At 63.9% G+C, this 14,849-nt stretch carries 13 protein-coding genes, 2 rRNA genes and 1 pseudogene; 9 read left to right on the forward strand and 7 right to left on the reverse strand.

The window, feature by feature from the left end:
* The first annotated feature begins 155 nt into the window (after positions 1 to 155).
* The 3 genes from AC0Z2B_RS19550 (at position 156) to AC0Z2B_RS19560 (ending at position 3,101) form a co-directional block, all read left to right on the forward strand.
* The gene (locus tag AC0Z2B_RS19550) at positions 156 to 611 is read left to right on the forward strand and encodes a MaoC family dehydratase (protein ID WP_416427071.1); all 456 of its coding nucleotides are present in this window, start codon (positions 156 to 158) and stop codon (positions 609 to 611) included.
* A gap of 88 nt (positions 612 to 699) precedes the next feature.
* A complete protein-coding gene (locus AC0Z2B_RS19555) occupies positions 700 to 2,433 on the forward strand; it encodes a C13 family peptidase (protein ID WP_476298833.1) in 1,734 nt (577 codons plus the stop codon).
* Positions 2,434 to 2,459: 26 nt separating this feature from the next.
* Positions 2,460 to 3,101: an oxidoreductase gene (locus AC0Z2B_RS19560; protein WP_416427073.1), complete on the forward strand. Its 642-nt coding sequence runs from the start codon at positions 2,460 to 2,462 to the stop codon at positions 3,099 to 3,101.
* Positions 3,102 to 3,260: 159 nt separating this feature from the next.
* Here AC0Z2B_RS19560 and AC0Z2B_RS19565 read toward each other — a convergent pair whose 3' ends face one another.
* The 4 genes from AC0Z2B_RS19565 to AC0Z2B_RS19580 all read right to left on the reverse strand — a co-directional run bounded on the left by AC0Z2B_RS19565 (position 3,261) and on the right by AC0Z2B_RS19580 (position 7,583).
* Positions 3,261 to 3,548: a YceK/YidQ family lipoprotein gene (locus AC0Z2B_RS19565; RefSeq protein WP_476298835.1), complete on the reverse strand. Its 288-nt coding sequence runs from the start codon at positions 3,546 to 3,548 to the stop codon at positions 3,261 to 3,263.
* Complete coding sequence (ubiX, locus tag AC0Z2B_RS19570) at positions 3,541 to 4,170, reverse strand: flavin prenyltransferase UbiX (protein ID WP_476298837.1); 630 nt, start codon at positions 4,168 to 4,170, stop codon at positions 3,541 to 3,543. Before ubiX ends, AC0Z2B_RS19565 begins: the two co-directional genes overlap by 8 nt.
* The gene (mpl, locus tag AC0Z2B_RS19575) at positions 4,167 to 5,516 is read right to left on the reverse strand and encodes a UDP-N-acetylmuramate:L-alanyl-gamma-D-glutamyl-meso-diaminopimelate ligase (RefSeq protein ID WP_416427076.1); all 1,350 of its coding nucleotides are present in this window, start codon (positions 5,514 to 5,516) and stop codon (positions 4,167 to 4,169) included. Before mpl ends, ubiX begins: the two co-directional genes overlap by 4 nt.
* 165 nt (positions 5,517 to 5,681) lie before the next feature.
* Entirely contained in the window at positions 5,682 to 7,583 is a 1,902-nt protein-coding gene (locus tag AC0Z2B_RS19580; protein ID WP_476298839.1) for a sigma-54-dependent Fis family transcriptional regulator, read from the reverse strand.
* 286 nt (positions 7,584 to 7,869) lie between these two features.
* On the opposite strand from AC0Z2B_RS19580, the gene exaC reads away from it, so the two are divergent.
* From exaC to AC0Z2B_RS19610, 6 genes are all read left to right on the forward strand, one after another.
* Positions 7,870 to 9,390, forward strand: a complete 1,521-nt coding sequence (exaC, locus tag AC0Z2B_RS19585) for an acetaldehyde dehydrogenase ExaC (RefSeq protein ID WP_473004614.1) — start codon at positions 7,870 to 7,872, stop codon at positions 9,388 to 9,390.
* A 165-nt stretch (positions 9,391 to 9,555) separates the two neighbouring features.
* Positions 9,556 to 10,014 carry a GNAT family N-acetyltransferase gene (locus tag AC0Z2B_RS19590; RefSeq protein WP_416427079.1) on the forward strand — a complete coding sequence of 153 codons (459 nt, stop codon included), beginning with the start codon at positions 9,556 to 9,558 and terminating at the stop codon, positions 10,012 to 10,014.
* A gap of 202 nt (positions 10,015 to 10,216) precedes the next feature.
* Positions 10,217 to 10,873, forward strand: coding sequence for a DedA family protein (locus AC0Z2B_RS19595; protein ID WP_476298841.1), 657 nt, complete (start codon positions 10,217 to 10,219; stop codon positions 10,871 to 10,873).
* Between the two features lie 3 nt (positions 10,874 to 10,876).
* The gene (locus AC0Z2B_RS19600; RefSeq protein ID WP_476298843.1) at positions 10,877 to 11,695 is read left to right on the forward strand and encodes a M90 family metallopeptidase; all 819 of its coding nucleotides are present in this window, start codon (positions 10,877 to 10,879) and stop codon (positions 11,693 to 11,695) included.
* Positions 11,696 to 11,807: 112 nt separating this feature from the next.
* A complete protein-coding gene (gene ppa, locus AC0Z2B_RS19605) occupies positions 11,808 to 12,335 on the forward strand; it encodes an inorganic diphosphatase (protein WP_416427082.1) in 528 nt (175 codons plus the stop codon).
* A gap of 123 nt (positions 12,336 to 12,458) precedes the next feature.
* Positions 12,459 to 13,196 carry a LexA family transcriptional regulator gene (locus AC0Z2B_RS19610; RefSeq protein WP_476298845.1) on the forward strand — a complete coding sequence of 246 codons (738 nt, stop codon included), beginning with the start codon at positions 12,459 to 12,461 and terminating at the stop codon, positions 13,194 to 13,196.
* Between the two features lie 589 nt (positions 13,197 to 13,785).
* On the opposite strand, the pseudogene AC0Z2B_RS19615 reads toward AC0Z2B_RS19610, so the two are convergent.
* The 3 genes and pseudogenes from AC0Z2B_RS19615 to AC0Z2B_RS19625 all read right to left on the reverse strand — a co-directional run.
* Positions 13,786 to 14,049, reverse strand: a pseudogene (locus AC0Z2B_RS19615) (transposase); the annotation flags it as partial.
* 317 nt (positions 14,050 to 14,366) lie between these two features.
* Positions 14,367 to 14,482 (reverse strand): 5S ribosomal RNA (gene rrf / locus AC0Z2B_RS19620).
* 143 nt (positions 14,483 to 14,625) lie between these two features.
* Positions 14,626 to 14,849, reverse strand: a 23S ribosomal RNA gene (locus AC0Z2B_RS19625); the annotation flags it as partial.

The following is a 14,849-nucleotide window of genomic DNA, read 5'->3' on the forward strand; positions in this document are numbered from 1 at the left end:
TTTTCTCCGCCCCTGGCATGCCGGGCCATTATAAGCACGCAAGCTTGGCGGCTATAAACCGCCATTCGCCATGGCCATGGAAGCTTGACCGGCGTGGATGACCATGCTGATCTAGACGCGCGTATGCCAACGCGCCATCAACAAGGAGAGTGCAGATGCCCTTTGTACCCGTTGCAGAACTCAAGCAGTACGTCGGTAAGGAACTGGGGTATTCCCAATGGTTGAAGATCGACCAGGCTCGTATCAACCTGTTTGCCGAGGCCACCGGTGACTTCCAGTTCATTCACGTGGACCCGGAAAAAGCCGCCAAGACCCCGTTCGGCAGCACCATTGCCCACGGTTTCCTGTCCTTGTCGCTGATCCCCAAGCTGATGGAAGACCTGCTGGTGGTGCCCGAGGGCCTGAAAATGGTGGTCAACTACGGCCTGGACAGCGTGCGCTTCATCCAGCCGGTGAAGGTCGACTCCAACGTGCGGCTCAAGGTGGAACTCACCGAAGTCACCGAGAAAAAGCCCGGCCAATGGCTGCTCAAGGCTACCGCCACCCTTGAAATCGAGGGTTCGGAGAAGCCGGCGTATATCGCCGAACCGCTATCACTCTGCTTCGTGTAGTAACCAGACAGCGGGCAATGCCGCCGGTGGCTGTCTCACCGGGGGCATTGTGCGGCATACTCGGCGCCTTACTTGCCCGGATCCCGCCATGCGCCCACTCGTTCCCCTCGCCCTGACCTTATTGATCACCGCCTGTGGCGATGGCGAGTCCCTTTCCCCTCCCGACGCGCGCCTGCCCGATGGCGGCCGCTACCGTGGCGAGGTGGTCAATGGCCTGTTGCAGGGCCAGGGCCGGATCGACTACCCCAACGGCAGCTGGTACACCGGCGCGTTCCTCAACGGCCAGTGGCACGGCCAGGGTGAATGGCACGGCAGCAACGGCGAAGTCTACCGCGGCGAATTCAAGCAGGGCCTGTTCGACGGCCAGGGCACCCTGAGCGCCAACGGCACCACCTACACCGGCACCTTCAAGCTGGGCCGGCGCGACGGCGAAGGCACGCTGAAAGAGCCGGGGCAAAGCTACCGTGGCGGCTTCAAGGCCGACCAGTATTCGGGCGCCGGGCACCTGGAGCTGGACGACGGCAGCGACTACCAGGGCGTGTTCGCCCAGGGCAAACCCAACGGCGAAGGCGTGCGCAGCGACGGCAGCGGCAACCAGTTCACCGGCAATTTCGTCAACGGCGAGCTGGAGGGCCACGGCACCTTCAGCAGTTCCGACGGCGACCAGTACATCGGCGAATTCCAACACAACCGCCTGCAAGGCCGCGGCCGCTACGAAAGTGCCGAGGGCGACGTGTGGATCGGCGAGTTCAAGGAAGGCGCGCTGAGCGGTGAGGGCGAAATGTTCGGCAGCGACGGCAGCCACTTCAAGGGCCGTTTCGAGGACTGGCACTTCGCCGGCCAGGGCACCCTGAGCCTGGCCGATGGCAGCAGCTACGTGGGCAACTTCGACACCGACACCTACGACGGCAAGGGTACCCTCACCCACAAGGACGGCGAGGTGGAAAGCGGCTGGTGGACCAACGGCCAGCGCGTACGCGACGCCCAGGGCAAGCTGCTGCCCGACACCCTGGAACTGGGCCTGCTGAACCAGGGCGCGCTGCTGGACAAGGCGCTGGCCGCAGTGCCCGCCTCCACCAATGGCGAAATCCAGCTGTACAGCCTCACCCTGGCCGGTGATGGCAAGCAGAGCGTATTCATGCGCGAGGCCGACTACGTCAACCACATGCTCGCCAGCCGCTTCGGCGCCGTGGGCCAGGTGAATCTGGTGAACCACCGCGACCACCTGGGCGACCGGCCCATGGCCACCCGCGAGACCCTCAGCCGCGCGGTGCAGACCATTGCCCAGCGCAGCGGCGCCGAGGACCTGGTGTTCATCTACCTGACCAGCCACGGCACCCACGAACATGAGCTGGTGCTGGACCAGCCGCGCCTGCAGCTTTCAGACCTGCCGCCCGACGAACTGGCCGCGGTGCTGGCACCGCTGAAGAACCGCGACAAGATCGTGGTGATCTCGGCGTGCTACTCCGGCGGCTTCGTGCCGGCGCTCAAGGACGACCACACGCTGGTGATGACCGCCTCCCGGGCCGACCGCGTGTCGTTCGGTTGCTCGGAAGAGTCGGACTTCACCTATTTTGGCGACGCGCTGTTCGCCCAGGCCCTGAACGAAACGGACGACCTGCAACAAGCGTTCGAACTTGCCCGCAAGCATGTTGCCGAACGTGAACAGGCGGACGGCTTCGATGCGTCCGAACCGCAGATCTGGGCCCCCAAGGGCGTACTTGCACACTGGCAACGCCTGCGCCAGCAGCAGGCCAAGCGGGCGCTGCAAAGTGCGGCACTGGGCAGTGGGGCCCAGGCGAAAAGTGCAGGAAGCCACTAGACTTCCTGTAACAGGGGAGAGACAACATGTATTTGACGCCGCAGCACATCATGCTCGCTGGAGCCACCGGTCTCACGGGTGAACATCTGCTGGACCGCCTGCTCAACGAACCCACGGTGAGCCGCGTACTGGCGCCCACCCGTCGCCCCCTTGCCGAGCACCCGCACCTGGAAAACCCGGTAGGGCCGTTCACTGACCTGCTGCCTGCGCTGGCGGGCCGCGTCGACGTGGCCTATTGCTGCCTGGGCAGCACCATCAAGCAGGCCGGCTCCCAGGAGGCGTTCCGCCAGATCGACCACGACCTGGTCATGGCCTACGCCCACCGCGCTCGGGAGATGGGCGCCCGGCACCTGCTGGTGATCAGCGCCATCGACGCCGACGACAAGTCGAAGATCTTCTACAACCGCGTGAAAGGCGAGACCGAGCGCGACCTCAAGGCCATGAACTGGCCACAGCTGACCATCGTGCGGCCTTCATTGCTGCTGGGCACCCGGGTGCAGCCGCGCCTGGGCGAGCAGCTGGTGGCACCGCTGGCCAAATTGATTCCAGGCAAGTACCGCGGCATCGAAGCGTGCCAGCTGGCACGGGCACTGTGGCGCCTGGCGCTTGAGGAGCAGGATGGCATCCGCGTGGTTGAATCCGACGAACTGCGCCGCCTGGGCAGGTAAGGGCCGCGTTTTCGTCGGGACGCAGCCTGCGGCAGCTGCTACGCGAAGATCGCGTTGCCTGCATCGCGGCCAAGGCCGGCTCCTACCACGAACGGTGTAGGAGCCGACTTTAGTCGCGATGCACACGACACCATTTCAAGACAGTTACCGGGACGGGGTCTACAGGCCGCCCTGGGCTTGCACGCCGAAGCCAAGCACGTTGAGCACCGACAACGGCAACAGCAGCGTATCCAGCAAGGTGCTGAACGGCAGGTCGACCTGTGGCCAGGCCGGCGCCTCGGCGCCGAACTTATCCACAGGGCAGCACCCGCCTTCGATTGCATACCAATCCAGCCGCGCCCCGGAATACACCACCGGCGCGCCCGGCTTGGCCGCGTTCAGGGTGCGCACGCTGGCGCAGCCGCCCAGTTGCAGGGCGGCCAGCAGGCACGGCAGGAATCTATTCATCGCCGCCCAGGTGGTACTCGCCCCAGCGCGGGAGCATGTCCTGGGGAATGTTCAGCAGGTTCAGCACCCGCGCCACCACGAAGTCCACCAGGTCATCAATGGTCTGCGGCTGGTGATAGAAACCGGGCGATGCCGGCAACATCACCGCGCCCATCTGCGACAGCTTGAGCATGTTTTCCAGGTGAATAGTCGAGTACGGCGCCTCGCGCGGCACCAGGATCAGCTGCCGGCGCTCCTTGAGGGTGACGTCGGCGGCACGCTCGATCAGGTTGTTGCAGGCGCCGCTGGCAATGGCCGACAGGGTGCCCGTGGAGCACGGCACCACGACCATGGCAGCTGGCGCGCCGGAGCCTGAGGCTACCGGCGACATCCAGTCTTCCTTGCCGTAGACGCGGATCTGGTTGGCCGCAGCGCCGGTGTATTCGGTGAGGAACGCCTGCATGGCCTGGGGCTTGGCCGGCAGCACCACGTCGGTCTCGGTGGCCATCACCAGTTGCGCGGCCTTGGAGATCAGGAAGTGCACCTCGCGGTCTTCGCGCACCAGGCAATCGAGCAGGCGCAGGCCGTACTGGGCGCCCGAGGCGCCAGTCATGGCCAGCGTGATGCGTTCCGGGCCACTCATTTGAGCGCCTCGGCCAGCTTCAGGTGCAGGCCGCCGAAGCCGCCGTTGCTCATGATCACCACGTGGGTGCCGGGCTGCGCCTGGCTTTGCACCCGGGCGATGATCGCCTCCAGCGAGTCGGCGACAATGGCCGGCACCGGGCACTGCGCCGCTGTGGCGGCCAGGTCCCAACCCAGGTTCGGCGGTGCGTACCAGATCACCTGGTCGGCATCGCGCACGCTGTCCGGCAGGCCGTCGCGGTGGGCACCCAGCTTCATGGAGTTGGAGCGCGGCTCGATTACCGCGATCAGCGGCGCATCGCCGATGCGCTTGCGCAGGCCGTCCAGGGTGGTGGCGATAGCCGTGGGGTGGTGGGCGAAGTCATCGTAGATGGTCACGCCCTGCACCTGGGCCACGGTTTCCATGCGGCGCTTGACGTTCTTGAACGCGCTAAGGGCTTCGATGCCCAGGGCCGCCACCACGCCAACGTGGCGCGCCGCGGCCAGGGTAGCCAGGGCGTTGGCGACGTTGTGCTGGCCGGTCAGAGGCCAGTCCACGGTGCCTTCTACCTTGCCATCGAACAACACTTCGAAGCGCGAGCCGTCTTCGCTCAACAGGCGCGCCTGCCATTGGCCGCCAGCGCCGGTGGTCTGCACCGGGGTCCAGCAACCCATCTGGATCACGCGCTGCAACGCCGGCTCAGTGGTGGGGTGAATCACCAGGCCTTCGCTGGGAATGGTGCGCACCAGGTGGTGGAACTGCCGCTCGATGGCCGGCAGGTCGGGGAAGATGTCGGCGTGGTCGAATTCCAGGTTGTTGAGGATCGCCGTGCGCGGGCGGTAGTGGACGAACTTCGAGCGCTTGTCGAAGAAGGCGCTGTCGTACTCATCGGCCTCGACCACGAAGAACGGCGTGTCGCCCAGGCGTGCCGACACCGCGAAGTTCTGCGGCACGCCGCCAATCAGGAAGCCCGGCGCCATGCCGGCGTGTTCCAGCACCCAGGCGAGCATGCTGCTGGTGGTGGTCTTGCCGTGGGTGCCGGCCACGGCCAGTACCCAGCGGCCCTGCAGCACGTGGTCGGCCAGCCATTGCGGGCCCGACACGTAGGGCAGGCCCTTGTTCAGCACGTATTCCACTGCCGGGTTGCCGCGCGACAGGGCGTTGCCGATCACCACCAGGTCAGGCGCAGGGTCCAGCTGGGCGGCGTCGTAGCCTTGGGTCAGTTCAATGCCCTGGGCCTGCAGTTGCGTGCTCATGGGCGGGTAGACGTTGGCGTCCGAGCCAGTGACGTGATGGCCCAATTCCTTGGCGAGAACCGCCAGCGAGCCCATGAACGTGCCGCAGATACCGAGAATATGAATGTGCATGATTGACCTCGTAAAACATCGAGGCAGGGTAGCCCACGGTAGGAAAAATCTCACGCGCTGATTGACGCCAAACAGCCCGTAGCCACTGCCGCCAGGCTGCGCTGGCCGCCCCATACCTTGAAGATTTTCTGCAAGGCAAAGGGCCAGCGCAGCCTACGGCAGCGGCTACAGGGCTTGTTGGCGGCTGATGCGGTGCTTGCGCAATTTTCTATACAAGGTGTTGCGGCTCACGCCCAGCTCCTCGGCCACATGGGTCATGTGCCAGCGCTGGCGTTCCAGCACGCCGATCAACGCCGTGCGCTCGGCTTCGGCCAACGGCTGCTCGGGCAAGGGCGCGGGTTGCGCCTGGTCGCGCAAATACCCCGGCAGGTCTGCGAACGTCACCTGCCCGCCTTCGCTCAGCGCCACCAGCGTGCGCAGCACGTTGCGCATCTGCCGCACGTTGCCGGGCCAGTTGAAGGCCAGCAGCGCCTGCCGTGCTTCCGGTGCCAGGCGCATCGGTTCGCCACCTGCCTCCTGGGCCAGGATGAAATCCAGCAGGGCCGGCTTGTCGGTGCGGTCGCGCAGGGCCGGCAGGTCGATTTCCAGCCCGTTCAGGCGGTAATAGAGGTCCTCACGGAAACTGCCCTCGCGCACCCGCTCCAGCAGGTTGCGGTGGGTGGCGCTGATGATACGCACGTCCACCGCCACGGCCTCGCCACCCAACGGCACCACCATGCGGTCTTCCAGCACGCGCAGCAGGCGGGTTTGCAGGGCCAGGGGCATGTCGCCGATCTCATCCAGCAGCAAGGTGCCACCGTCGGCCTGTTGCAGCTTGCCGCGCATGCCTTCCTTGCGCGCGCCAGTGAAGCTGCCGCCGCGGTAGCCGAACAGTTCGCTCTCGATCAGGCTCTCGGGTAGCGACGCGCAATTGAGGGCCACGAAGGCCCTGTCGGCGCGGCGGCTGGCCTGGTGCACGGCCTTGGCGAAGGCCTCCTTGCCAGAGCCGGTTTCGCCATGGACCATCAGTGGCACGTCACGCTCGAAGACCTTCAGCGCCCGGCGGAAATCCAGCTGCAAGCGCTCGTCGCCCAGGCAAATATCTAAAGCCGGGGCCGCCGGTTGCCGCGCCGGCACGGCCAGCACCTGCGGCCGTGGCCGGCCGCGCAGGCTGGCAAACAGCGGACGGCCATCGCGGCTGCGCAGCGGCCAGCTGGCGGTGGCTTCCTGGGTGGCGCGGCCCAGCAGTTCACCCAGCGCGCATTCGAAGAACGCCTCCACGGGCTGCCCCACCAGGGTGCCGCGCCCGCGCCCCAGCAGGTTCAGGGCGCTCTGGTTGACGGCCACGATGCGCCCCTGTTCGTCGAAGGCCAGCAAGCCTTCACTGAACATGCCCACGGATTCGGCCTGCAAATGGAAGCGCAACAGCCACTGGTCTTCGAAGTGGCGCATGAAATAGCAGCTCTCGATCATCTTCGCCGAGAGGTTGACCAGGGTCATGGTGTGGAACTGGCTCTGCCGCGACACGTCGGCCCGCGCCGAAGACACGTCGAGCACCGCCAGCAGCTCGCCATTGGGGTCGAACACCGGGCTGGCCGAGCAGGTCAGGCCGGTATGGCGGCCGCGGAAGTGTTCATCCTGGTGAATGGTCAGGGCCTGGCGCTCCACGAGGCAGGTGCCGATGCCGTTGGTGCCCTCGCGCGCCTCGCTCCAGTCGGCGCCCAGCCACAGCCCGGCGCGCTCGAACACCTTGCGCTCGGTGGGCGCGGTGACACAGTTGAGGATCACCCCGCGGGCGTCGGTGAGCAGCACCGCGTGGCCCGCGCCGGACAACTGTTGATGCAAGTTGGCCATTTCGCCGCCGGCAATCTGCAGCACCTGCTGCATGCGCTCGCGGCTTTCAAGGATGCGCCCATGCTCCAGCACGGTGGGCGCCATGGCCACGGAGGGGTCCAGGTGATAGTCCTCCAGGCAGCGCAGCCAGGAGCGGGCGATGGAAGGATCGCTGGCAGGGCTGCCGGACGGTGCCTGGCCCCGGGTGACGGTCAGCACCTGACGGGCGTGGCGGCTGAGATGATCACTGTGCACTTTTTATTATTCTCCAGTGGAGGTGATCTCCAGCATCCTCCAGCCGCCCCCCCAATGCAATGCCACCTTCGACCCACGGGTCACGGCTGTGTCACGTCTGGCACAAAGTGTCACGCCCACTGTCGCGGGGTTGCCACGAAGCCTTGCTACAACTTATCCACAGGGCGGCCGCAACCCTCGATTTTGCTGGGTTGCAGGGCACTGGCCCGACACTTGCTCTACGCTTTGTACACGCCGCAAACGCGTCCTCCAGCCAAAAGCATAAAAACCCAAGGAGATACTCACCATGCGTTACGCACATCCCGGTACCGAAGGGGCTCTGGTCAACTTCAAGAGCCGCTACGGCAACTACATCGGCGGCGAGTTCGTGGCGCCGGTCAAGGGTCAGTACTTCACCACCACTTCGCCGGTCAATGGCCAGCCCATTGCCGAATTCCCCCGCTCCACTGCCGAAGACATCGACAAAGCCCTGGACGCCGCCCACGCCGCTGCCGACGCGTGGGGCAGCACCTCGGTGCAGGCCCGTTCGCTGATCCTGCTGAAAATCGCCGACCGCATCGAGCAGCACCTGGAAACCCTGGCCATCACCGAGACCTGGGACAACGGCAAGGCCGTGCGCGAAACCCTCAACGCCGACATCCCGCTGGCCGCCGACCACTTCCGCTACTTCGCCGGCTGCCTGCGCGCCCAGGAAGGCAGCGCCGCTGAAATCGACGGCAACACCGTGGCCTACCACATCCACGAACCGCTGGGCGTGGTTGGCCAGATCATCCCCTGGAACTTCCCGATCCTGATGGCTGCGTGGAAGCTGGCCCCGGCCCTGGCCGCCGGCAACTGCGTGGTGCTCAAGCCCGCCGAGCAGACCCCGCTGGGCATCACCGTGCTGATCGAGCTGATCGGCGACCTGCTGCCACCGGGCGTGCTGAACATCGTCCAGGGCTTCGGCAAAGAGGCTGGTGAAGCGCTGGCCACCAGCAAGCGCATCGCCAAGATTGCGTTCACCGGCTCAACCCCGGTGGGTTCGCACATCATGAAATGCGCGGCCGAGAACATCATCCCGTCCACCGTGGAGCTGGGCGGCAAGTCGCCGAACATCTTCTTCGAAGACATCATGCAGGCCGAGCAGAGCTTCATTGAAAAGGCCGCCGAAGGCCTGGTGCTGGCGTTCTTCAACCAGGGCGAGGTGTGCACCTGCCCATCGCGCGCGCTGGTACAGGAGTCGATCTACCCGGCCTTCATGAAGGAAGTGATGAAGAAGATCGAGCAGATCAAGCGCGGCGACCCGCTGGACACCGAGACCATGGTCGGCGCCCAGGCGTCCGAGCAGCAGTTCGACAAGATCCTGTCCTACCTGGACATCGCCAAGGGCGAAGGCGCCGAGCTGCTGACCGGCGGCCAGGTGCAGAAACTGGAGGGCAGCCTGGCAACCGGCTACTACATCCAGCCAACCCTGCTCAAAGGCAACAACAAGATGCGCGTGTTCCAGGAAGAAATCTTCGGCCCGGTGGTGAGCATCACCACCTTCAAGGACGAAGCCGAAGCCCTGGCCATCGCCAACGACACCGAGTTCGGCCTCGGCGCCGGCGTATGGACCCGTGACATCAACCGCGCCTACCGTATGGGCCGCGGCATCAAGGCGGGCCGCGTGTGGACCAACTGCTACCACCTGTACCCGGCGCACGCCGCGTTCGGCGGCTACAAGAAGTCTGGCGTAGGCCGTGAAACCCACAAGATGATGCTGGACCACTACCAACAGACCAAAAACCTGCTGGTGAGCTACGACATCAACCCGCTCGGCTTCTTCTAAGCTTCTAAGCTGAAAGCAAGGCAGCCCGTTCATGCTTCCTGCGTGAACGGGCTGATTCATTTCAGCGTCCGTTTGATTGCGTTTTCTAATTGTTTTAAGGCAGCATCGGACCAACGGCATGCTGTGGTATTGGCCGCCAACATCCGTCAGCACGTGAGGCCCGTTATGCGAATTATCCAAGCATCGCTGGAGCATCTGGACATGATTGCTCCGTTGTTCGTCAAATACCGCGAGTTCTACGGCGAGCTGCCCTACCCCGATTCGTCCCGGGCGTTCCTGGAAAAGCGCCTGCGCCGCAAGGAGTCGGTGATCTACCTGGCCCTGCCCGACGATGATGACAGCAAGCTGCTGGGCTTCTGCCAGCTGTACCCCAGTTTTTCCTCGCTATCGCTCAAGCGCGTGTGGATCCTCAACGACATCTATGTCGCCGAGGACGCCCGTCGCCAGTTGGTGGCCGACCACCTGCTGCGCACCGCGAAGAAGATGGCCAAGGAAACCCACGCCGTGCGCATGCGCGTGTCCACCAGCGCCGACAACGAAGTGGCGCACAAGACCTACGAGTCCATCGGTTTCCACCAGGACACTGAATTCCTCAGTTACGTGCTGCCCATCAACTCCGATTGATCCCCCCGGCAGCCGCTGCCGTTTGGCGGCGGCTGCACGCTTTCACGGAAATCCGACACGCCTGGCTACAAACTCGTGGGGCATTCTCGGTGTCCGGTCGTATAATCCTGACGCCGCAGGTTGTACGATTTGTTACCGAACAGCCTCACGCCCTTAAAGTCGCCCCAAGCCCGTAGCCTCGGGCCCTGCACAGGTGTTGCACATGGATTTCAACCCGCTTGACCTGATCCTGCATCTCGATACCTACCTCGACCTGCTGGTGAACAACTACGGCCCCTGGATCTACGCGATCCTGTTCCTGGTCATCTTCTGCGAGACTGGCCTGGTGGTGACGCCTTTCCTGCCTGGCGACTCGCTGCTGTTCATTGCCGGCGCCGTGGCCGCTGGTGGCGGCATGGACCCGATTCTGCTGGCAAGCCTGCTGATGGCTGCCGCCATCCTGGGTGACAGCACCAACTACATCATCGGCCGCACCACGGGGGAGAAGCTGTTCAGCAACCCCAACTCGAAGATCTTCCGCCGCGACTACCTGCAGCAGACCCACGACTTCTACGAGCGCCATGGCGGCAAGACCGTGACCCTGGCGCGCTTCCTGCCGATCCTGCGTACCTTCGCACCGTTCGTGGCCGGTATCGCCAAAATGTCCTACCCGCGGTTCCTGGGCTTCAGCGTGGCGGGTACCGTGGTGTGGGTATGTGGCCTGGTAGCGCTGGGCTACTTCTTCGGCAACGTGCCGTTCATCAAGAAGAACCTATCGCTGCTGGTGCTGGCCATCATCCTGCTGTCGCTGGTGCCCATGGTCATTGGCGTGGTCAAGAGCCGCATGGCCGGCAAGGCCGCCAAGGCCACGTCGCGCTAAGCCATGTGGTCGTTGCGCGCCTGGCGCCGCCGCCGGGCCCTGGCCCGGCACCCACTGGACCCGCAACTGTGGAAACAGGTACGGCACGCCCTGGCCATCCTCGACGATATCACTGTCGAGGAAGACCAGTGGCTGCAGGAGCACAGCGTGCTGTTCCTGCTGGACAAGCACCTGACCAGCCTGGACGGCGTGCAGCTGGATGACCTCACCCGCCTGCTGCTGGCCGCCCAGGCCCAGTTGCCCCTGCTGCACCTGGGCGACCTCAACTGGTACGGCAACTTCCACGAGATAGTGCTCTACCCCGACGACTTCCTCAGCCCCCAGCGCCACCGCGACCCCAGCGGCGTGGAGCACAGCTGGGACGGCGAGCACAGCGGCGAGGCCTGGCAGCAGGGCCCCATCATCCTGGCCCTGCCAGGCGTGCTGGCCAGCGGCGGCTGGGAGGGCTACAACCTGGTCATCCACGAACTGGCGCACAAGCTGGACATGCTCAATGGCGACGCCAACGGCTTGCCGCCCCTGCACGGCGACATGCGCGTCAGCGACTGGGCCGCCGCCATGCAGCACGCCTACGACGACCTGAACCGGCAGCTGGACCACAACCCTCACGCCGAAACTGCCATCGACCCTTATGCCGCGGAAAACCCGGCGGAGTTCTTCGCCGTCACCAGCGAGTATTTTTTCAGTGCCCCGGACCTGCTGCACCAGGCCTACCCGGAGGTTTACCGGCAACTCCAGGCGTTCTACCGCCAGGATCCGCTGACCCGTCTGCAGGGCCTGCAACGCAGCCATCCCGACTACCGCCACAGCCACCCGGCCTGAGGCGGGTGTCGGTCCGGCCGGGCGTGGCAACGCTGCCAATCTATGCAATAATCCCTGCCACTTTTTGGCCTAGACGGCCATTTTTACTGGCCTACAACGGGGGCAACGCCCAATGAGCTACAGCAAGATTCCGGCTGGCAAAGACCTGCCGAACGACATCTACGTCGCCATCGAGATTCCGGCCAACCACGCGCCGATCAAATACGAAATCGACAAGGACAGCGACACCCTGTTCGTCGATCGTTTCATGGCCACCCCAATGTTCTACCCGGCTAACTACGGCTTCATCCCCAACACCCTGGCCGACGACGGCGACCCCCTGGACGTGCTGGTAGTAACCCCGTACCCAGTGGCGCCAGGCTCGGTGATCCGCGCCCGTCCGGTCGGCATCCTGCACATGACCGACGACGGCGGCGGCGACGCCAAGGTCATCGCCGTACCGCACGACAAGCTGTCGCAGCTGTACGTTGACGTGAAGGAATACACCGACCTGCCAGCCCTGCTGCTGGAACAGATCAAGCACTTCTTCGAGAACTACAAGGATCTCGAGAAAGGCAAGTGGGTCAAGATCGAAGGCTGGGGCAACGCTGACGCTGCCCGCGCTGAAATCACCAAGTCGGTTGCTGCCTTCAAAGGCTGAGCCGCACGGTGACAAAAAACCCTGCCTTGCGCAGGGTTTTTTTATGTCCTCGGAAAAGTCCTACAGCTCTTGAGACTAATGCTCGGTAAGCATGCAGGACCACCCACAACCCGGAGCACCGCCATGCTCACATCCGGCGACCGCCTGAGAACCCTGCTGAAAGACTGCCACCTCAGCCCTTCCGACCTGGCCCTGCACCGCAACGTACTGCCCCAGCACGTGAACAACTGGATACGCCGGGGCGTGCCTGTAGCGCGGCTGGACGATATTGCCGAGCTGCTGTGCGTGCATACCCGCTGGCTGCGTACCGGCCTGGGGCCCAAGTACCGCTTCCCTCCCCCCAGGCCGCCCTATGATCCGCAGGATGAATTCTACGACCAGGACGACCTCGACCCTACGGGCAACCCTACCGTACTGGCCGCTTCCAGCGCAGATGACGTCCTGCTGGCGTTCTACCGCCCACTGAACCGTCAGCTTATCGCCGTGGAACACCGGCACCTGCGCCTGCCCAGGGCGGCGTTCTCCCGGCTGCTGATAAACCCGGCCCACTGCATGGCGTTGATCATGCCCGATGGCGGCATGGCCCCGCGGCTGCCCTTGGGCGCCGCCCTGGCCATCGATCGTAGCCTCACCACCCCGGTTTCGGGCCAGCCCTACGCCTTCCTACGCAATGGAGAACTGTGCGTACGCACAATTTACCCCATGACCTGCGATGCGTTGCGGCTGCGGGCAGACAACCTGGGGGAGTTCGGCGATGAGCTGGTCAGCGCCGAGGAGCCCATCGAAATCCTGGGCTGGGTGTTCTGGTGTGCCAGCCTGCAGCCAGAGCGCCCGGATGGGCGCCGGGATGAGAAGGAATGACATTTGTGCTGGGCTTTTGGCGTGAATGTCGCTATTCTTGGCGCACCTTTTGGTAGGCGCTGTTGCTCAACAACATGCAGCCTGCCCAAGCCAGGTGACGGTATCACCGCCCTGGCTGACCTGTAACGCAAGGTTACTGGTCCTTACATTTTTAGAAGGCGGTTGCGGTTTGCCAAAAACAAACCAGGACTGTCGACGAGAAGCCGGCCACAAGCCGGCTTTTTAATGCCCGCAGAAAACCCCACACGCGTAGCAGCAACTGTCTGGAAAATGGCGTCGTCTGCATCGCGACTAAAGTCGGCTCCTACGCCGTTCGTGGTAGGAGCCGGCCTTGGCCGCAATGCAGGCGACGCGGTCTATGGGGTATCCGCATTCGCGTAGCAGCTGCCGAAGGCTGCGTCCGGCGGCGGTCCTGCGTTGCTCCAGGACGCGGCCTGCGGCGGATGGCCGCCCCGCCGCTGCTACAGGCGCGCCGTGCGCAGGACTTCGCGTAGCCGCTGCCGCCAGGCTGCGCTGGCCCCTGAGTGCACTGAAGATCTCCAGCGAGAGTGAAGGCCTGCGCAGCCTGCGGCGGCGGCTACAGATTCGCCTAGCAACTGTCTTGCCCAGTTAATGACGTCCGCCATGCTGTGCCGTCGCGCAGCATGGCGTTAAGCCGGACCAGCAGCACGCGCATGCACGCCACCAGCGCCACTTTTGCACCCTTGCCTTTATCGCGCAGCCCCTCGTAGCGCGCCTTGAACGAGACGTCGTAGCGGATGACCGTCCAGCACGACATGTACAGCACTCGCCTCACCGCACCGCGCCCCCCGCAGATCTTGCGCTTGCCCTGGAAGTGGCCGCTGTCGTTGTTTGTTCGAGGTCGGCTCGTTCAACTGTTCGGGCTTGTACCCAGAGCGGAGAGGTGAATGGCGGTTCTGCTGCTACACGTGCTTATCAACACTGCTGCCGAACAACCAGCCATTCACCGCTCTCACCTCAGATTCTATTCCCTTCTATAGACACAAGCTGCCGACGGCGGCGTCCGAAGTTTCCAGAGTGCCCGGTCGTTAAGCAGGGGCTTCGGACGCGGCCTGCGGCCGCTGCTACGAGAGGCGTACGTGGGGGTTTTCGGGCGCCACAAAGACAAAACCCCCACCTGCTTTCGCAGATGGGGGTTTCGGAATTTAATCTTGACGATGACCTACTCTCACATGGGGAAACCCCACACTACCATCGGCGATGCATCGTTTCACTGCTGAGTTCGGGATGGGATCAGGTGGTTCCAATGCTCTATGGTCGTCAAGAAATTCTGTAGCCAGGATGCCCTTTGGGTGGCATTCCAGCGAATCGGGTATGTGATGGTATTTGTGAATCAGCAAACTTTCGGTTCGTATCATCTTCACAACACCGCAATCTGGTCGTTCGACGCAAATTGCTTGGGTGTTATATGGTCAAGCCTCACGGGCAATTAGTATTGGTTAGCTCAACGCCTCACAGCGCTTACACACCCAACCTATCAACGTCGTAGTCTTCGACGGCCCTTCAGGGAACTCAAGGTTCCAGTGAGATCTCATCTTGAGGCAAGTTTCCCGCTTAGATGCTTTCAGCGGTTATCTTTTCCGAACATAGCTACCCGGCAATGCCACTGGCGTGACAACCGGAACACCAGAG

This window comes from Pseudomonas sp. GYB4201 (assembly GCF_056312595.1).